Source organism: Sphingomonas sp., assembly GCF_031361285.1.
In the GTDB taxonomy this organism is placed as follows: Bacteria; Pseudomonadota; Alphaproteobacteria; order Sphingomonadales; family Sphingomonadaceae; genus Sphingomicrobium.
Genome location: NZ_JANMCO010000086.1, coordinates 1 through 18,975 on the forward strand (window position 1 = coordinate 1; position 18,975 = coordinate 18,975).

Here is an 18,975-nt window from a genome sequence, read left to right on the forward strand (position 1 = left end):
GCTGCCGATCGGTTTGCCGAACTGCTTGCGCTCGCGAACATAGGGCAGGACGACGTCGAGGCACGCCTGCATGATGCCGATCTGGATCCCAGCCAGCACCGTGCGCTCATAATCGAGCCCGCTCATCAGCACCGCGGCGCCATTATTCTCTTCGCTGATGATGTTCTCGGGCGGGACGAAGCAGTCGTCGAACACCAATTCGCTGGTCGGCGAACCGCGCATCCCCATCTTGTCGACCTTCTGACCGGTCGAAAAGCCCTCCATGTCTTTCTCGATCAGGAAGGTGGTAATGCCTTTGCTGCCCTCGCCGGTCTTGGCGTAGACCACCAGCACGTCGGCATCCGAGCCGTTGGTGATCCAGAATTTGGTGCCGTTGAGGCGGTAGCCGTTGCCGCTCTTCTCGGCCTTCAATTTCATGCCGACGACATCGCTGCCAGCGCCCGCTTCGCTCATCGCCAGCGATCCGACATGCTCGCCGCTGATCAGCTTGGGGAGATATTTTCGCTTCTGCTCGTCATTGCCCCAGCGGCGGATCTGGTTGACGCACAGGTTGGAATGCGCGCCGTAGCTCAAGCCAACCGATGCCGATGCCCGCGCCACTTCCTCCTGCGCGACGACATGCTCGAGATAGCCAAGCCCGAGTCCGCCCCATTCCTCCTCGACGGTGATGCCGTGCAGCCCCAATTCGCCCATTTGCGGCCACAAATGCCGAGGGAATTCATCCTTCTCGTCGATGGCGCCGGCGATCGGCGCGATCTTGTCGCGAGCGAACCGCTGGGTGGTGTCGCGGATGGTGTCGGCCATTTCGCCGAGGTCGAAGTCGAGGCCGGGATCGGTCATGGGCTGAATGCTCCTGCTTGCCCTGCCGCTAGCAGAGACCGTGCGGGAGATTCAAATCAGCCGCGCTCGGCCTTTGGCGCGGCCGTAGGCGAAACGGGCGGCGCGGCGGTCGGAGCCGCGGGCGGCATCGTCGCCGGTTTCCGCGATCCGCGGTGACAGGTGTAGCAGGTCACATGCGGGTCGAGCAGGCCGCCGATGGCCGGAAGATCCGTGCGGTTGAGGCGATCGGCCAATCGGAGCATGTCGCGGGCGATCCCCTTGTTGGGCTTGGCATCGGACGCGAAATCGAACGTCGCCAGCGGCCGGCCTTCCACGCCGACGTGACAGAAGGTGCAGCGGACGCCCAACGATTGCGAAAACTGTTTCATCGTCCCGAGCAAGTCCGCCCGCGTGACGTCTTTCGGGAAGACTTTCAAATTCTTGTAGGGCGAGACGGCGAACGGCGCCGGCGGCGGCCCCGGAACAGTCGGCGTCTGCGCCGCGGCGACCGAAATCGCGAACAGGCCCGCCGCACCGGCCAGGATCAGGGAGGACGCGCGTCGCTTCATTCCGCCGCCGAAGCTATCAGCGAAAGCGGGCATTGCAAGCAGGCGGTTTGAACAAGCTGCCCCCCCGCACTATGTGCAGCCCGAAACCGTCATTGCGAGGAGTCGCAGGCGACGCGGCAATCCATGGATTGCTTCGCTACGCTCGCAATGACGCAACAAGGAGCATTCAATGGCCACCACCCCGTCGTCCGACCCCACCGTCATCCTGTCCTACGCTCGCACGCCGATGGGGGCGATGCAGGGAGCGCTGGCCGACGCCACGGCAACCGACCTCGGCGCGACCGCGGTCAAGGCGGCGGTCGAGCGCGCGGGCGTTAGCGGCGGCGACATCGACCGCATATACATGGGCTGCGTGCTGCCCGCCGGCCTTGGCCAGGCCCCGGCGCGCCAGGCGGCGATCAAGGCCGGGCTGCCCAAGTCGGTCCAGGCAACGACGGTCAACAAGGTGTGCGGATCGGGCATGCAGACGGTGATCATGGGCGACGAGGCACTCACCGCCGGCAATGCCGACTATATCATCGCCGGCGGCATGGAATCGATGACCAACGCCCCGTACCTCCTCAAGAAGCACCGCTCGGGCGCGCGGATTGGCCACGACACCGCTTATGACCACATGTTCCTCGACGGGCTCGAGGATGCCTATGAAGAAGGTCGCGCGATGGGCAGCTTCGCCCAGTGCACCGCCGACGAATATCAGCTGACCCGCCAACAGATGGACGATTACGCGATTGAGAGCCTCAATCGCGCCAAGGCGGCGATCGACAAGGGCGAATTCAAGGACGAAATCGCTGCGGTAACGATCAAGAATCGCGCCGGCGAGACCATCGTCGACACCGATGAAGCGCCGGGCCGTGGCCGCCCCGACAAAATCCCGCAACTGAAGCCCGCCTTCGCCAAGGAAGGCACGATCACTGCCGCGACCAGCTCGTCGATCTCCGACGGCGCCGCCGCGCTGGTGCTGACGCGCGAATCCACCGCCAAGGCTGCCGGCCTGACCCCGGTCGCGCGGATCGTCGCCACCGCCGCCCACGCCCAGGAACCCTCGGAGTTCACGATCGCCCCGATCGGCGCCATGAACAAGGTCCTGGCCAAAGCCGGCTGGAAAGTCGGCGACGTCGATTTGTTCGAGGTCAACGAGGCGTTCGCCTGCGTCGCCATGTTCGCCATGAAAGACCTCGGCATCAGCCATGACAAGATCAACGTCCACGGCGGCGCGACCGCGCTCGGCCACCCGATCGGCGCCAGCGGCACTCGCATCCTCGTCACTTTGGTCAGCGCGCTCAAGCAGAAAGGCCTCAAGCGCGGCATCGCCAGCCTGTGCATCGGCGGCGGCGAAGCGACCGCGGTCGCGGTGGAACTTGTTTAGGTCCACCCGACCCCGGATTCGCTAGTGCCCCGCAAGCCTGTTACGTCGTCGGTTCCACCAGGGGAGACTCGACATGCGTAAAGTCATTCTCGTCGCGGCAATCGTCGCGCTTGCCGCCTGTAACAAGCAGCCGGCAGCTGAGCCGGCCAACGATGCCAATATGGCGATGGACGCCAATACGGCCGACGCCAACATGGCCGGCACCGCGCTCGCCTCAATCAATGAAACGAGCTGGGAATACACCGACAACAAGACCAAAAAGCCGATGCAGGAATCGGTCGACGCGACGGGCAAATATATCACCGTCTCAGGCAAAGAGCATATCGATCACGGCACCGCGGTGATGAAGGATGGCAAAGCCTGCTTCACCAGCGCGATGACCAAGGACGGCGAGACTTGCTGGTCCGATCCGATGATCGCCGAAGGCGGGTCGGGTGAAACCACCAGCGACAAGGGCGAAAAGCTGCCCATCAAACGCGTCGCCTACGTTCCGCTAACGATGTAAGAACCGGTGGCTGATCCAGTCATCCGCCGGTTCAGCCACCGACTTTCAGCCTAACGCTTCCCAGCGTAAGCCTGACATTCAAGCTCGATCAACGCGCCCAATGCGAGGCCGTTGGCACCGAACGCACTGCGGGCGGGGCGCTTTCCTTCGGGGAAATAGGTCACATAGACTGCGTTCATCGCCGGCCAGTTCTTCATGTCGCTAAGCATTGCGGTGCAGTGGAAAACGTCGCCGTAACCGAGCCCCGCGCGTTTCAGGATTGCCCCGACATGGTCGAGCGCCTGTTTGGTCTGGGCCTCGATCCCGTCGGGCAGCTTGCCGTCGGCGCCGATCCCGAGCTGACCCGACAAATAGAGTGTGTCGCCGACCCGCACGGCATCGGAGAATGGCAAGGCCTGGCCGTTGAGCGTCGGCTTGCCGAAATGCTCGACGGCGGGGCGGGCTGGAACACCGGCGGCAGCCATGGCTAGGACTGCGGTAGCAATGAGCATTGGCTCCTCCTGACCCAAAGAAAAGGGCCCCGACGATACCGCCGGAGCCCCAATCTTGTCGATCTTCAAGCCGCTTTAGCCGCGCTCGGGCTCAGGCGGCGGCGGCGGCGGCGGTGGCGGTGGCACCGGGCAGGCGTCCGTCGCCAGAATCACCGAACCATCGGCGCAAGTCTGCGTCGCCGGAGGTGGCGGCGGCGGCGGTGGCGGTGGCGGCGGCGGTGGAGGCGCTATTTCCTCAACGTGCGATCCGCCGAAGCTCAAGCGCACGCCACCGCGAACGCCCCAGCCCTTGACGTCACCGAAGTCACCCCAGGCATTCATCATGAACGGCGAGTCTGCGCCGCCACCGAAGCCGCCTTCGAGCCGACCCCAAGTGCCGCGGCCCTGGTTGCTGACGAAGGCGTCGGTGGTGCTGTCGAGGACGAGATTGGTGTCGCCATTGAACTCGTTCATCAGCTTGCCGCCGATGAACAGCTTGGCGAGATTGTTAAACACCGCCCGAACCCCGATCCGACCGCGCAACGACGACAATTTGTCGTAGTCGTAATTGATGCCGCCGAACGAGAAGGTGTCGATGCTCGACCGAACGTAGGCGAGGCCGGCGCTGGCATCGATGCCTATGCTACCTGAACCCGGGAAGCGATACCCGATTTCACCGTCGGCGCCGTAGCTATGCGAGTCGGTGCCAAGAGCATTGAATGGACCCGTGCCGAAATCGGTTTTATCCTTGTCGTATTTACCCAGCAAATTGGCGTACATGCCCGACGGGCCGCCAGCCATTGCATAGACGCCGGCGTTCCAGCCCTTGATTTTCGAGCCGTTAATGTCGAACTCGGCTTGCTGGTAGCCGCCGGTCACGCCGATCGCCGCCATGCCAGCATTGAAGTCGAGGCCGCCCTGGATGCCGGCCCGGGTGGTGCGCATGCGGGTCGGGATGGTGAAGGTGCCACCGGTCGTCGTGAAGGTGCTGGTCGCGTTGCCGTAATGGTCGCGCGAATAATAAGGCAGGGCCCACAGCGCAACACCGCCGTCGCTTTCGCCACCGCGCGCCGCGGCCATCGAATTGAATGTTTCAGCGCCCTGGTACCAGGTGTCCTGAACCAGATTGCCAATCAGCACCGGCGAAAAAGCGAGCGCATTTGGCAAGGCAACTACGTAATAATCAACGCCGCGCTGTTCGATCGCATAGTTGATGACCGGGTTCATCACGCTGGTGGTGGTGAAGGCATTGGCCACGGTGGTGCCCGTCACGTCGACGATCAGGACGCCGACGGTGCTGATGCCCGAGGTACCCGGGACCGGGGTCAGCAGGACGTTGGTCACGCCGCCGGTGACGTTGCCATTGACCGCCAAAATGTCGGCCGACGTATTGCCAATATCCAGCGCCAGCCGGGCGTTGGCGCCCGCATTATAGTTGTTGGTGATGGTGAGAACGTCGCCAACCGCGCCATCTTGCAGATCGATGATGCCAGTGTTGGTGAGCGGGATTGCCGACGTAATGGTGGTCGCTCCGCCCTCGGCGCGGATCCTGCCCGCATTAGTGAAGGTGGTGTTGCCGGTAAGCGTGAACACCGCTGGTGCCAGGACAATCGTTCCAGCAGCGGCATTGTTGAAGGTCCCGAGACCCGTCAAGGTCGTCGCGCCCGTGGTGTTGAGGGTGCCCTTATTGGATACGGCGGTTGCCACACCCGTGAAGGTGACGGTTCCGGTCAAATTCTCCGTTCCCGCGTTCGACAGTGTCTCAAGTCCATCGAAAATCGAACCCGTGGCGATGTTCAGTACGCCGCCAGCCAAGTTCTTGAGCGCGTCAGTACCAATGTAGAAATTGTTGATGCCACGAACATTGAGTGTTCCGGTATTGTTGATCGTATCGTTGAGGTCCGACAGGTCATAATTGCCGTTCATCACGCCGCCCGTCAGATTGTTGACGGTGACGCCCTTGGTGCTGGAGGTGAAGACCGCCCGACCGCTCGTCGCGTTGCCGATGGTGCCGCTGTTGTTCAGCGTGGCGTTGGCGCCAGTGCCATAGAAGTTAATGACGTCGCCGGTGGTGCCGACAACTGTATTACCAGCCGAGACGTTGACGATTGATATGCCGTCAGTGGTGGTTGCGACGACATCGCCAAGAGTGGTGCTCGACACATTACCATCGATGTTAACGGTGATATCGCCGGTTGTCGCATTCGCCAAAATCGCTTGCTGGTCGGCGGTGACCGCAGCACCAGCCGTAATCGTGGTCGCGCCCGTCGTCGCCGACGTCTGAATGCCATTGCCGCCAATCGCGCTTACCGCTCCGGCAGTTGTCAGGTCGATCGTGCCAACGCCTGCGGTGGCAATGTTGATCGCGTCACCCGCGGCGGCACTGACGCTGCCGCCGATCGTTCCCAGGAAAGTGCCGGTGCCGGTGATGTTGACCCCAAGGCCGTTGCCGACGCCGAGATTGCTGATGCTGCCGGTGCCGCTGTAGATGAGCGGTGAATTGTCCGTGTTCAGTTGCAACGCGGCTCCGCCGCCGGCCGTTGGCGTGAGGGTCGCATCAACTTGAATCGCGCCGTTGTTGGTCACCGTAAGGGAGAAGGCACCAGTCGACGTGATGGCCAGGCCATAGCCGTCAACCAGCACACCCGTCGCAACGTTAGTGAACAAGGGATAAGTGGCCAAACCGCTATAGTGCCGGTCGGTTGGACCGGCGCCAGTCGTGTTCGTCGTCGTCGTATTGGTGGCGCAATCGACGGTGTCGTTTGGATTCGTCACCGTGGTGATGGTGCACGCCGCTTGGGCCGGCTGCGCTGCCAACATCGCCAAACCCAAACCTAATGCGGCGGTGCCCAGCAGGCGGGCGCGAGATGCCAACGAAACCATAATCAAACTCCCTGTTCCGAGCGCCGCCGAGCGCAGCGCCAGTTAAAATTGCCCCGTGGATACAGGCCTCGGCAGACCCGTTCCTCGATGGAAGCATTACTGGCAGCGCAATAAACGGTTGGCAACGAAAGAAAGCTGGTTACTGCGGCACGAGCTAGGCTTTGTTGTAAATTAGCATCAGTTAGTCGAGCGACTCGCCTGTGTCGGTGCCCCAAACATCTCCTCGTGCGATAAAGCCATGCCGTTGGCCGATGGCGATGTGGCACCAACCGCCAGCGCACTTGTCGATGCGGCCGACGACGCCAGCTTCGGCGCGGTACCGAACGCGGCTCGAGTCGGATGCTTCGAGGTGGATCGCGCGCGGCGGACCCGGCTTGACGATCGCGGTGCGCTGATCGGAGAGCAACGTCACCAGCATCCAGCCTCTGGTCCCGTCCGGGTCTTCGATCATCCGCCAGTTGGGGTAGGTCTTGACCACCCGCACCGGCAGGTCGCGGCGCTTGTACAGCCAAGTGCCGGGATAATTGCGCCCCGGCCCGGTGCGCATCATCGCCTCGCCGCTGGCAATCGATGCCCAATATGGCGGGGTTTTGTCCTGCGCGCTCGCGGCGGTCGCGAGCAAGAGCAGCGCAGCCGCGGCAAGGGTGCGCATCACGCTCCCGTCAGGATCCGGTCGACGAGCTGCTTGACGGTCGGCACGAAACCGTTCGAGTAAAACGGATCGCTCTGGAAGCGAAATGCCGAGTGACCGGCGAACATCAGATTCTGCTCGGTCGACCCACCGTGAGCGATTTCCTGCAGCGTCTTCTGGATGCAAAAGCTGCGCGGATCGGCGAGCCGTCCGGTGCTGTTCTTCTCATGATCGGCCCAGGACGAAAAGCCGCACTGCGACAGGCAACCCATGCACTCGGCCTGGTCGGTGCGAATGGTCTTCTTCTCGTCAGGGGCGACGAACACCAAAGTTTCGTCGGGCGTCTTCAATGCATCGGTGTAACCAGCCGCATACCACTCGCGCGCGTGCTGCAAATCACCCTTGGTCACCCAATAATGGCGCTTGCCGGCCAGACCGACGTCTAGCTCGAATGCATGATCGCCCAAGGGCTCCTTGGTAAACGCGATCTGGCGGTGCGAGCGCTCCTCCAAATTGCGCAGGAAAGCGTTGCGCACCGCCGACGAATAAAATCCGGTCGGCGAGAAGCGGTGGAGCAATATGTCGCCTTCCTCCAGCGTCATCAGCCGCGCCTTCCACTCGGGCGGGATCGGGCTTTCCTGAGTCAGCAGTGGGCGCGTCCCGAACTGAAAGGCAATCTGTCCAAGCTCGGGATTGTCGATCCAGTGCGCCCACTCGTCGAGCCGCCACACGCCGCCGGCCATGACAATCGGTACGCTGTCGGGAATGCCGCCCTCGCGCATCGTTTCGCGCAATTCCTTGACCCGCGGATACGGATCTTGTGGTTTTCTCGGGTCTTCGGCGTTGCTGAGACCGTTGTGCCCGCCGGCCAGCCACGGGTCCTCATAGACCACCGCCGCCAGCCATTCGGCGGCCTTGGAGTAAGCGCGCTTCCACAAGGCCCGAAACGCCCGCGCCGAGCTGATGATCGGCAAATAACTGACGCCATAAGAAGCGGCGATCTCACTCAGCTTATACGGCATGCCGGCGCCGCATGTGACTCCGGTAACCAGCCCCTTGGTGCGCTCAAGCACACCGTGCAGGACGCGTTGGGCGCCGCCCATTTCCCACAGCACGTTAATGTTGATCGCGCCGTGGCCGCCGGCGATTTCATATGCGCGCTCAACTTGCGCCACCGCGCCGTCGATCGCATACTGGACCAGTTCGTCGTGCCGTTCGCGGCGGGTCAGCGCCTTATAGACCTGCGGAATAATCCGGCCTTCAGGATCGTAACTGTCAGCGTTGACCGCGGACACGGTGCCGACGCCGCCGGCCGCCGCCCAGGCACCGGAACTGGCATGATTGGTGGCGCTAACGCCCTTGCCGCCTTCGATCAGCGGCCAGACCTCGCGGCCGCCATAGAGGATGGGCTTGAGCCCCTTGAACAACGAAATTCTCCTAACGCTTAAGGCGTCATATAATGTCGAACGCGTCAGATGCGAAATAAATCCATGTTGTGCGGCGGTCCCTATTCGGCACTCCGCCGCAAGGTGTAATCTAGTCCAATGTCGACCGCTGGCGCCGACTGCGTGAGACGGCCTACGGAAATATAATCGACGCCGGTTTCGGCGATGCCGCGGATGGTATCGAGATTGACGCCGCCCGATGCTTCGAGTGGGACGCGCCCGGCAACCAAAGAGACCGCCCGCTTGAGCGTCATGACGTCCATATTGTCGAGCAACAGTCGGTCGGCACCGGCGGCGAGCGCGGGCTCAATCTGGTCGAGGCGATCGACCTCGACCTGAACCGGCAGGCCGACGTTCGCCGCTCGTGCCGCGCGCACCGCCGGCGCGACGCCGCCGCACACCGCGACATGATTGTCCTTGATCAACAGTCCGTCGTCGAGCCGCATCCGGTGGTTGTGCGCGCCGCCCATCCTCGCCGCATATTTGTCGAGCACGCGCAGGCCCGGGACCGTCTTGCGCGTATCGAGCAGCGTCGCGCTAGTGCCTTCGATCGCGTCGACATAGCGCCGGGTCAGCGTCGCGACGCCCGACAGATGCTGCAGCGTATTGAGTGCCGACCGCTCGGCGGCAAGCATCGCTCGCGCCTTGCCATCGAGACGCATCAGCACCGTGCCCGCGCCCGCCGGCTGACCGTCACCAACCAATATTTTCGTCTGAACCTCAGGATCAAGTGTCCGAAAAAACGCCGCCGCAACATCGAGCCCAGCGACAACGATTGCTTCGCGGCAATTGATGCTGGCTGAAAATCGCGCGTCGGCGGCGATGGTTGCGTTCGACGTGACGTCCCCGCCCGCCCCCAGATCCTCGGCCAGCACTCGCCGGACGAAATCATCAATGTCGAAATCGTCGGCGATTGGCATGGTCAGCCTGTAGGCGAGCCGCACTCCCGCCGACAAGCTCAGTTGGTTGGAAATCCCCGCCGCTTGAGCAGTGCCGTGACGTCCGGATCGCGGCCGCGGAAGGCGCGATACGCCTCGGCGCGGTCGGTCTCGTTGCCGGTCTGCAAGATGATCGACTTGAAACGACTTGCGATCGTCTTGTCCCACACGTTGCCGGCGGCTTCGAACGCTGCCCAAGTGTCGGCATCCATTACCTCCGACCAAAGGTAAGAGTAATAGCCGGCCGAGTAACTGTCGCTCTGGAACAAATGCCCGAATTGCGGCAGCCGGTGGCGCATCACCATCTCGCGCGGCATGCCAAGCTCGGCCAGCGTTTCTCGCTCGAACGCATCGGGATCGACCACCCCGTCCGCCTTCAGGTGGAGCTTCATGTCAACCAGCGCCGACGACAGATAGGACACCGTCGCATAGCCCTGGTTGAACCTATTCGCTTTCTCGATCTTGTCGACCAGTGCCTGCGGGATCGGCTGGCCGGTTTGGTAATGCTTGGCGAACCGATTGAGCACCTGCGGCGTCAACAGCCAATTCTCGTTCACCTGGCTCGGATATTCGACGAAATCGCGCTGTGAACCGGCGAAGGTCGGATAGTTCACGTCGAGCGTCAGATAGTGCAGCGCGTGGCCGAATTCGTGGAACATGGTGTTGGCGTCGTCGAGGCTGATCAGCACCGGCTCGCCGGGCGCCGGCTTGGTGAAATTATTGTTGTTGGAATTGAGCACGATGGTGTCGCCGAGCAGGCGCGCGCGGGGCCGATAGGCCTCGTGCCAGGCGCCCGAGCGTTTGCCGCTGCGGGCAAAGGTGTCGAGATAATATTCGCCGACGATATGGCCGTCCTTGCGGTCGGTCACTTCGAAGGTGCGCACGTCGGGATGGAAGACCGGAACCGTGCCAGTATTCTCTTTGAAGTCGTAGCCGTAGAGCTCACCGGCCGACCAGAACATCGCCTGGATCATATTATCGAGCTGGAAATAGGGCTTTAATTCCTCCTGGCTGAGGTCGTAGCGCGCTTTGCGGACCTTCTCCGCGTAATAGAGATAGTCCCACGGCTCGATCCGGCCCTTGAATCCCGACTTGTGCGCCAGCGCGGCCATGTCGGCGACTTCTTCTTTTTCGCGGGCGACGGCCGCCGGCCACACCCGCATCATCAGGTCCATCGCCTTGTCCGGGGTCTTGGCCATGGTGTCCTGCATCCGCCAGGCAGCATGGCTCGAAAAACCGAGCAGTCGGGCCCGGTCGGCGCGCAGCTCGACGATCTGGGCGATGGTCGCGTTGGTATCGTTGGCGTCGCCATTGTCGCCGCGATTGACGAACTCGCGCCACACTTTCTCGCGCAAGGCGCGATTGTCGGCGTAGGTCAGCACCGGATCGACGGACGAACGGGTGTTGACGATCGCGTAACTGCCGGCGGCAAGGTGGCGCTCGGCGGCGGCCGCCTTGGCGGCGCTCTGGACGTCCTTTGGCAGGCCATTCAATTCCGCGACCGTCGCGACCGTATGCTTTTCCTCGTCGGCCAAAAGCTTGTCGCTGAAACTGCCGAAGGCGCGGGCGAGCTGCTGGTTGATCGTCGCCAGTTGCTCCTTGTCTGCCGGCGCCAGATTGGCGCCGTTGCGGACGTAGCCTTCGTAAATCTTCTCGACCAGCCGCAGCTGCTTGGCGTCGAGCCCCAGGCCAGCCCGCGTGTCGTAGACCGCCTTGATGCGCTGGAAGAGCTTGGGGTTGAGCGTCACCTCATCGCTCGCCGCGGACAGTTTGGGATCCCACTCTTCGCGGATCTTCTGGAATTCCGGCGACGACAGATTGTTGGAATAGAGGCCGTAGATCGTCCCGACCCGGTTGAGCCGCTGCCCGGCCTTTTCGAGCGCGACGATGCTATTGTCGAAGGTCGGCGCTTCGGCATTGTCGGCGATCGCGGCGATCTCGCGCCGCTGCTCCTCAACCGCGAATTGCAGCGCTTCGGGGAATTGCGACGGCTTGACCCGGTCCCACGGCGGCACGCCGCCATAAGGGCCGCTCCAGTCGGCGAGCAGGACGTTGTCGGGCATCGGGATGGTAACAGGCGCAACGGCCGGCGCCGGACTCTCGGCGACCAAAGCCGGCCCGGCCTCGACGCCCGAATAAGGCTTCCCAGTCGCGCATCCGCCAAGCGCCATCAAGGCCCCGGTCGCCAACACCATCCGCTTCATCAACCAACTCCCCGGCAAAATTGTCGAGCACGCGCGTAGCGAACGCAGCCCGCGCCGCAAGCCCATGTTCGACCAACGGCGGCTATCGTCCCGCAAGCGGACGATGAGTCCTAGAAGTTTAGGAAAATCAGCAGCTTGACGTCGATCGCAAAGCCTTCCGCACGCTTCTGCTCGATGAACGCCGGGATGTCGGCGCGCGGCACCAAATGGACGACGATATCCTCTTCATGGGCGACGCCAGTCGGCCGCACGCCATGGGCGCGCACCAAGGTGAAGCCCTCCGACAGCATCCCCGGCGACGCATGGAAATCGCCCAGCCGCTCGACGCTGCTCGCGGTAAAGCTGGCCTCCTCCTCGAGCTCCTTGACCGCCGTGTCCTCAATGGTCGCGCCCGGGTCCTCGTCGCCAACCAATCCCGCCGGCAGCTCGAGGCAGCGGCCGCCCAGCGCGACCCGCGTCTGGTCGATCAGGATCACTTTGCCTTCGAATTCGGCGAAGATGACAACCGCTCGGACGTCGCCGACGCGGCTGACATATTCCCACCGCCCGCGCGTCAACGCACGGATATATTTGCCCTGCCACATGATCTTGGCCGGGGCCTCGAGTTCGTCGCTCAAAGTTCGATCAATTTGTCGGGAATCTCGTTGGTGTCGGTCGCCGAGCGCGGGAAATGCTCATGCAGCACTTCGCCGACTTGTCCGATCGCGGCGGCGATGCCCTCGGCCGGCCGCCCCGCGCGCACTTCGAGCAGCAGCGCTTCCATCGCCCCGCCCCAGACATGCTCGTCAGTTACGGCGAGGATCGCTTCGTCAGCGACGATCTCGGCCCGCCGCTCGCCCATCGACAAATAGATGAGGACCCCGGTCCGCCCGACCGTGCGCCGTTCCGCCGCGGCCTTGAATACGGTCACCGCCCGCCGCCGGACCCGGCGGTGCTTGGTCGCGCCCGGCGTTAGCGCCAGACGCAGCGGCATATATTTCAAAATCAGCAGCACTGCGGTGAATTTGAGCACCACCAGCACCAGCAGAAAGGTCAGCAGCTCGCGCAGCGTCGGCTCCGGCCGCCAGCCGCCCATCAGCGTGTCGAACCACCATATCAGCCATGCCGGAAAGGCCGCGGCCCATGCCAAAACCGCAATTAGTACGATTACCGCCCAGTGCAAAGCGACGTCGTGATAAGGATCGCTAAGGTCGGTCGCGACCGCGACGATCTCGCCGTTGCTCTGCGCTTCCGCCGCGGAGATCGCCGCGCTGACCTTGGCGTGGTCGGCTTCGCTCAGGCGCGACATTACCATCCGCCCGATGCGCCGCCGCCGCCGAACGAGCCGCCACCACCCGAGAACCCACCACCTCCGCCGAAACCGCCACCGCCTCCCCAGCCGGAGCCACCACCCCAACCGCCGCGGCGGGAATTGCTCAATTCATTCAGGCCCCACAATACGACCCACGGGCTGATGCCGCCCTTTCGCCCACGATACCGCCGGCCAGCAACCCGGCGGAACATCGACAGCAGCACAAAGGCAATAATCATCACCCAGAAAAATCCGGGCAGGATGGCCGATCCGGCATTCGCCCGCGCCGCTTCGCGCTGGTTCGCTTCCGCCGCGTTGCGCTGCGCGTCGGCCGGCGACAGGCTCATCACCTTGACGATCTGGTCGGCGCCGGCCGAAATCCCGCCACCGAAGTCGCCAGCCTTGAAGCGCGGCAGGATCGACTCGCGAATGATTACGCTCGACACCGCGTCGGTCAGGAACACCCGGGCGCGATAGCCGGTCTCGATCCGCACCTTTTTCTCATTGGGCGCGACCAGCAGGATGACGCCGTCGTCCTTGCCCTTCTGGCCGATGCCCCAGGTGCGGCCGAGCCGATAGCCGTAGTCCTCGATCGTTCGCCCCTCGAGGCTCTTGACCGTGGCGACGACGAACTGCCGCCCAGTCTGCTTCTCGAGCGCCTCCGACTTGCTGGTGAGGTCGAGCACCTGCTCCGGCCGCAGCAGCCCCGCTTGATCGACGACGCGGCCGGTCAGCGGCGGAAACGTCTGCGCGACAGCGGGAGAGGCCAGCGTGGCGGCCAAGCACAGGAAGAATGCGAGTAGTCTTCCCATCATGCAGCTTTCTTCAGCAGATATTGGGGCCGCCGACGGTCGGAGCGCAACACGGTGTCGATTTCACGCACGCCGATGTCGATGGCGCCCGCCTGATCACCGGAACGGAAGTGTGGAAGCATGTGCGCGACAATTTGAGCTGATCTTTGGTCCGTCAACAACCCCTCGAGCCCCAATCCGACTGCAATCCTGACTTTCTTCTCATTGGGGGCGACCACTAGCAGCACGCCATTATCCTTGTCCGCCTGGCCAATCCCCATTCGATTTCCAAGGGCCGTGCTGTACTTAGCGATGTCCTGACCTCCAAGTGTCGGCGCGGTTACGACAATCAACTGATCACTTGTCGCTTTTTCAAGCGCCTCTGATTGGCGAGCCACTTCGACTTCTTCGGCCGCGGACAGAATTCCAGCTCGGTCCTGGACACGCAGCATGCCGACGTCGAGCACGGAGTTGCCGGCAGGCACCGTGCCTCGACCGCAACCGGCAACTGCGATCGCAAGCGCAGCAGCCAATGCAAATCGACGGATCAGCCGGCGTTCCCGAAGTCGACCTTCGGCGCGGTTTGCGCTCCGACGGCGGCTTCAAAGGGCACCTTGGGCTTGGCGCCGTAGAAAATCTTGGCGCCGATCGCGTCGGGGAACGTGCGGATGCGGGTGTTATAGGCCTGCACCGCCTCATTATAATCCTTGCGCGCGACGAGGATCGAATTTTCGGTGCCCTCGATCTGCGACTGCAGGGTGAGGAAATTCTGGTTGGATTTGAGGTCCGGATAGGCCTCCTGCAGCCGCTGCAGCGGAATGATCGCCTGGGTCACCCGATTTTGCGCCTCATTGAATGCGCGCACCTTGGCGGGATCGTTGAGATCGGCAGCGCTCAGCTGGACGCGGCCGGCGTTGGCGCGCGCCTGCGTGACTTCGATCAGCACCGTGCTCTCTTGCTTGGCATAACCTTTGACTGTCGAGACCAGGTTCGGAATGAGGTCGGCGCGGCGCTGATATTCGCTCTGAACCTGGCCCCACTTCGCGTTGACATTCTCTTCGGCGGTCGGAACGCTGTTGAGCCCGCAGCCGGCGAGGCTCAATGCGGCGAGTGGTGCAAGCAAACCAAATCGACGAAGTGCGGTCATGTCAGTCATCCCCAAATTACGGCACGTGGCTGGATAGGTAGAGTGGCGCATGGCCGCTTTCAATCGGGCCTCGCTTTCAATCGGCGGTGAAGCGCGTAAACTGCGGCAGAACGCACCAAGGGGGACCGTGATGCTCAAGGAATTTCGCGATTTCGTCGCCCGGGGCAATGTCCTCGACCTCGCCGTGGCGGTGATTATCGGCGCTGCGTTCGCCACCATCACGACCAGCCTGACCGGCGACATCATCATGCCGATTGTCGGCGCGCTGTTCGGCGGGCTGGATTTCGCCAACCACTTCGTCATCCTCGGCCCGGTTCCCGACGATTATGCCGGCAGCCTGGCCAGCTACGCGGACTTGAAGAAGGCCGGTGTCGCGGTGCTCGGCTGGGGCCAGTTCCTAACCGTCGCGATCAACTTCATGATCCTCGCTTTCGTGGTTTTCATGCTCGTACGTTGGGCCACCAAGATGATCAAAAAGCCCGCCGATGCGCCCGCCGGTCCGAGCGAAGTCGACCTCCTCACCGAGATCCGCGACGAGCTGAAACGTCGGCCCTAAAGCCGGACGAGAGTCTCCGGTATTTTCTTGGAACCCGGCCCGACGTCCCAGCGAAGCTGCTTGCCGGCCCCTCCCGCGATTTTTACCGCCTTCGGCCCGTCTTCGCTGTTGTTGGTCAGGATCTCGGCGTCGGTGGTTACCGTGAAGCGCCCTTCGGCGCGCGATTTTGGGCCGTCGCCGGAATCGGGCAGGCCGGCGGCCATCGACCGCGCTCCGAATGGTCCAGACCCGCCAGTCAAGGCCGGCGCCGTCACCAGCACCGCGCCGTCGTTTCGGCGGCGGATGGCGATGAACGGCAGGAGGAGATCGGAATCCGGAATCATCGGGAAGGCAAAGTCCTGGTCGGCGCGTCCCTCGAAATGATAGACGACGTCGAACACGCCCTTCCCGCGATAGGTCGCGGACCGCCACCCCTTATATTTCAGCAAGTTGGCGGCGAAGCGGCGGTTGGACTCATCGTCGGCGCCGGGCAGGCCGAAGATTTTCGCCATTTGCTCGGCCTTTTCACCGCGTTTGCCGGCTTGGTCGGCGATTTGCTGGTCATAACTCTTCTTGAGTCTGGCGAGTTCGGCTGGCGTGCAAGGCCGGGCATCTCCGTCGGTCCCGGATGTCGAACTCGGACCGCTGCTCGCCGGCGCGTCGTCGATGGTCGTCCTGGTCCGCCCATCCTTGTAGCAGCGCGCGATCGTCGGACTCCACGGCGGTGATGGTTGATCCTTGTCGTCCGGCAACTGCAAGATGATTTCGCCGCGATAATCGAGCACGAACGCACCGCCTTTGTGCAGCGCCAACTCCGAAACGAACTTGCCCGGAGTCCACAGGCATCCGGTCAACAGCAGCGCCGCCGCCGCGATCAGCATCTTCCATGCGCACATAGATCCCCCTGCGTCGGCCCGGCCTTGCCCGACCATAAGCGAATCTGTCGCCGACTAGGGAATCATTTCGGCCTTTTTTACTTGGGCCGCCCGCTGAATCCCGACGCGGCGCGCAGCGCATCGCCGTCGAGCAGCGCCCCGTCGAGCATCACCTGGTCGACATGGCGCAGGTCGCCGATGTGCTTCGACGGGTCACCGTCGACCAGCAGCAAATCGGCCTCCTTGCCAACCTTGATCGATCCGGTGCGGTCGTCGACATGAACATTCTTGGCGGCGCCGATGGTCGCGGTCGCCAGCGCCTGTGCCGGCGTCATGCCGCCTTCGACGTACAGCTCGAGCTCGCGGACCAGCTCGAGCCCGGTGCCGTCGGTCCCGGCGACAATCGGCACGCCGGCCTTGCGCAGCACGTTCACGTAATTGAGCATGTGGTGGAAGCTCGCCGCCGTGTCGGCCGGCGTGGTGCCTTCGGGCAAGGGCAAGGGCCCACCCTTGAACCCGCGTTCGGTAGCTGGCGGCAGGGTGCCGGCATAAGCCCGGTACGCCGCGCCAAGCGTCCCTGGCCTCGCCATATACACGCTCTCAACCACCACCAATGTCGGGTCGAGCGCAATGTGGCGCTTGGCCATGGTCGCGATCACGGTTTTGGTCGGCTCGGCATTGAAATCGACATCCTTAAAATATTTGCCCGGGCCGAGCAGCCGCATCAGCCCGTTCGACTTGGCCACCACCTCCGCCGGCATCGCCTGCATGGTGGCGAAATAGATGTGGGTAATCTCGTCATAGCCGGCGTTGATCGCGTCGAGCGTCCGCATCCCCGCCGGGATGTGGCCGTGGACGTGCAGGCCCAATTTGTGCGCTTCGGCGGCCGCTGGAGCGATCCAGGCGGGGGTCATCGAGGTGTAGAATTTGATCGCCGTCATCCCGGCGTCCTTGATCTTGTGAACTGCGGCGATGGTCTCGGCGAGGCTGGACACCGTAATGCTGCCCTGCGCGGCCAACGGTCCCTTGCCGTCGACGATTACCGAGGTGAAGCCTTCGGGCGCCAGCAACGTGCCCTGGACCCGGCGCTGGGTCTGCGATTGGGCCAGCTCGATCGACCCGCCCGGATTGCGGAACGACGTCACGCCAATCGCCACTTCGGCCAGCGCGGTGAAGTCGTCGGGCATGTGCATGTGGCTATCCCACAGCCCCGGGACCAGCGTCTTACCCTTGCCGTCGATGACCCGCGCGCCAGTCGGCGCCGCGCCGCGGCGCGTCGGCCCGACCCGCAGGATCTTGCCACGCTCGACATAAACGTCCTGGCCGGCCAGGAATCGCTGCGCATCGGCATCGTACATCCGAACATTTCGGAACAGCACCGGCCGGCGCGCGTCGTCGGTCAGGAAGGCACTGGCGACCGCTGGCGCGAGCTCGGCGATGCCTTCGTCCTGGGCCTTGATGATCGCCTTGAGATTGTCCTCATAGCCGGCGGGAAGCAGACCCAGCCCGCCCACAGCGCCGAACAATTTGCCGCTGTCATCGAGCCAGTACGGCTGCGGGCTCTGCTGGATGCCTTTGATGAAATAGAGTTTGATCGTCTTCGGGCCCGCCGGCCCGGTGACGGTCAGGGTCCGCGACGGCTCCAATGTACCATGCCCCGATGGCAACAGGTTGAGCCCGCTGGTTCCCGCTACGAGCAGCGCCGGCAGCAAGGTGTCGTTGGCAAGGAACGTCCCGCCGTTGCTGATATAAAAGGTCGGCGCGGAATGAGCCGCCTCACCCTGGTCGACCGGGCTCTTCCAGTGGGCGACCGCCGCGTCGATCGCGAATATCTCCGCTGAATCGCCGCCCGGAGTGACGCCGCGCACAATAATCTTGGTCGGCGTACCATCCTGGCCAAGCTTAACCACTTCGTCCTGCTCGAATACCAGGCCGCGCAGTAGGATCGACTCGCGATAAGCAATGCTGCCGTCGGGCAGCGTCCACCGCCATTCGTCGCCATGCTTGCCGGCTTCCGAGATGACGACGAAATGGTCGGCGTTGGCCGGCGGGACCATCAGCTGGTCCTTGGCCACTGGCGCGGCGTGCAACGCGCCTGGAGCGCAGGCGGCAAGCAGCAGAATGGAAAGTCGACGGCTCAACATTGGCAAATCCCCCTCATAGGCGACGGCGCAATGCGATGAGCGCGCTTGGCTTGCAAGGCGGGTTCGACCAATCGACGAAAGTGGGAGGCTTCTGTTGCCCGGTGCCTCGCGCTGTCGAGCAAAGGTCCAGGGGATTCTGTTGCCCGGCTCCCCTGGAGGCCGCTGGAATCCCCTTCTGTTGCCCGGTGGGGTCCAACCGCGCTTTTGTCCTTGTAACCTAGGCCGTTAGGCCGTCAGTTACGCAGCAATTGCGAGTGCTTCGTTATCGTTAGCACTTGTGGTGATGAACGGTTTTACGGCTCATTCAGGCCGGCCGGCAATCAGGCCTTTATTGCACTCGTCGATCCTATTTCGCCCCCATC

General features: G+C 63.2%; 18 protein-coding genes and 1 other RNA gene. 3 read left to right on the forward strand and 16 right to left on the reverse strand.

Going from position 1 to position 18,975, the window contains the following annotated elements:
- Together RMO25_RS08495 and RMO25_RS08500 are read right to left on the reverse strand one after the other, a co-directional pair.
- Positions 1-840: acyl-CoA dehydrogenase family protein (locus RMO25_RS08495; RefSeq protein ID WP_309662172.1), on the reverse strand; the 840-nt coding region annotated here is incomplete at its 3' end.
- A gap of 56 nt (positions 841-896) precedes the next feature.
- On the reverse strand, positions 897-1,388 hold the full coding sequence (locus RMO25_RS08500; protein WP_309662173.1) for a c-type cytochrome: 492 nt from the start codon (positions 1,386-1,388) through the stop codon (positions 897-899).
- 169 nt (positions 1,389-1,557) lie between these two features.
- Between RMO25_RS08500 and RMO25_RS08505 the strand changes: the two genes are divergently transcribed.
- Both RMO25_RS08505 and RMO25_RS08510 read left to right on the forward strand, forming a co-directional pair.
- Positions 1,558-2,754, forward strand: coding sequence for an acetyl-CoA C-acyltransferase (locus RMO25_RS08505; protein ID WP_309662174.1), 1,197 nt, complete (start codon positions 1,558-1,560; stop codon positions 2,752-2,754).
- A 73-nt stretch (positions 2,755-2,827) separates the two neighbouring features.
- Complete coding sequence (locus RMO25_RS08510; protein WP_309662175.1) at positions 2,828-3,259, forward strand: hypothetical protein; 432 nt, start codon at positions 2,828-2,830, stop codon at positions 3,257-3,259.
- Positions 3,260-3,309: 50 nt separating this feature from the next.
- Here RMO25_RS08510 and RMO25_RS08515 read toward each other — a convergent pair whose 3' ends face one another.
- The 11 genes from RMO25_RS08515 to RMO25_RS08565 all read right to left on the reverse strand — a co-directional run bounded on the left by RMO25_RS08515 (position 3,310) and on the right by RMO25_RS08565 (position 15,059).
- Entirely contained in the window at positions 3,310-3,750 is a 441-nt protein-coding gene (locus RMO25_RS08515) for a RidA family protein (protein WP_309662176.1), read from the reverse strand.
- 75 nt (positions 3,751-3,825) lie between these two features.
- Positions 3,826-6,612, reverse strand: coding sequence for an autotransporter domain-containing protein (locus tag RMO25_RS08520; RefSeq protein WP_309662177.1), 2,787 nt, complete (start codon positions 6,610-6,612; stop codon positions 3,826-3,828).
- Positions 6,613-6,793: 181 nt separating this feature from the next.
- Positions 6,794-7,264 carry an SH3 domain-containing protein gene (locus tag RMO25_RS08525; protein ID WP_309662178.1) on the reverse strand — a complete coding sequence of 157 codons (471 nt, stop codon included), beginning with the start codon at positions 7,262-7,264 and terminating at the stop codon, positions 6,794-6,796.
- Entirely contained in the window at positions 7,264-8,670 is a 1,407-nt protein-coding gene (locus tag RMO25_RS08530) for a nitronate monooxygenase (protein WP_309662179.1), read from the reverse strand. Before RMO25_RS08530 ends, RMO25_RS08525 begins: the two co-directional genes overlap by 1 nt.
- Positions 8,671-8,750: 80 nt before the next feature.
- A complete protein-coding gene (nadC, locus tag RMO25_RS08535) occupies positions 8,751-9,608 on the reverse strand; it encodes a carboxylating nicotinate-nucleotide diphosphorylase (RefSeq protein ID WP_309662180.1) in 858 nt (285 codons plus the stop codon).
- 38 nt (positions 9,609-9,646) lie between these two features.
- Complete coding sequence (locus RMO25_RS08540) at positions 9,647-11,830, reverse strand: M3 family metallopeptidase (protein ID WP_309662181.1); 2,184 nt, start codon at positions 11,828-11,830, stop codon at positions 9,647-9,649.
- Between the two features lie 110 nt (positions 11,831-11,940).
- Positions 11,941-12,447 (reverse strand): NUDIX hydrolase, encoded by a 507-nt coding sequence (locus RMO25_RS08545; protein ID WP_309662182.1) that lies wholly within the window; start codon positions 12,445-12,447, stop codon positions 11,941-11,943.
- Entirely contained in the window at positions 12,444-13,118 is a 675-nt protein-coding gene (locus tag RMO25_RS08550) for a TPM domain-containing protein (protein ID WP_405051859.1), read from the reverse strand. The genes RMO25_RS08545 and RMO25_RS08550 overlap by 4 nt, the downstream gene beginning before the upstream one ends.
- Positions 13,118-13,936 (reverse strand): TPM domain-containing protein, encoded by an 819-nt coding sequence (locus RMO25_RS08555; RefSeq protein WP_309662184.1) that lies wholly within the window; start codon positions 13,934-13,936, stop codon positions 13,118-13,120. The genes RMO25_RS08550 and RMO25_RS08555 overlap by 1 nt, the downstream gene beginning before the upstream one ends.
- A complete protein-coding gene (locus tag RMO25_RS08560; protein ID WP_309662185.1) occupies positions 13,933-14,379 on the reverse strand; it encodes a TPM domain-containing protein in 447 nt (148 codons plus the stop codon). The genes RMO25_RS08555 and RMO25_RS08560 overlap by 4 nt, the downstream gene beginning before the upstream one ends.
- Before the next feature lie 80 nt (positions 14,380-14,459).
- Complete coding sequence (locus RMO25_RS08565) at positions 14,460-15,059, reverse strand: LemA family protein (RefSeq protein WP_309662186.1); 600 nt, start codon at positions 15,057-15,059, stop codon at positions 14,460-14,462.
- Between the two features lie 130 nt (positions 15,060-15,189).
- On the opposite strand from RMO25_RS08565, the gene mscL reads away from it, so the two are divergent.
- Positions 15,190-15,615 (forward strand): large conductance mechanosensitive channel protein MscL, encoded by a 426-nt coding sequence (gene mscL / locus RMO25_RS08570; RefSeq protein WP_309662187.1) that lies wholly within the window; start codon positions 15,190-15,192, stop codon positions 15,613-15,615.
- Here mscL and RMO25_RS08575 read toward each other — a convergent pair.
- The 3 genes from RMO25_RS08575 to ssrA form a co-directional block, all read right to left on the reverse strand.
- Complete coding sequence (locus RMO25_RS08575) at positions 15,612-16,490, reverse strand: hypothetical protein (RefSeq protein WP_309662188.1); 879 nt, start codon at positions 16,488-16,490, stop codon at positions 15,612-15,614. The two genes, mscL and RMO25_RS08575, sit on opposite strands and share 4 nt — an antisense overlap.
- 77 nt (positions 16,491-16,567) lie before the next feature.
- A complete protein-coding gene (locus RMO25_RS08580; RefSeq protein WP_309662189.1) occupies positions 16,568-18,613 on the reverse strand; it encodes an amidohydrolase family protein in 2,046 nt (681 codons plus the stop codon).
- A 163-nt stretch (positions 18,614-18,776) separates the two neighbouring features.
- Positions 18,777-18,975: a transfer-messenger RNA gene (gene ssrA / locus RMO25_RS08585) on the reverse strand; the annotation flags it as partial.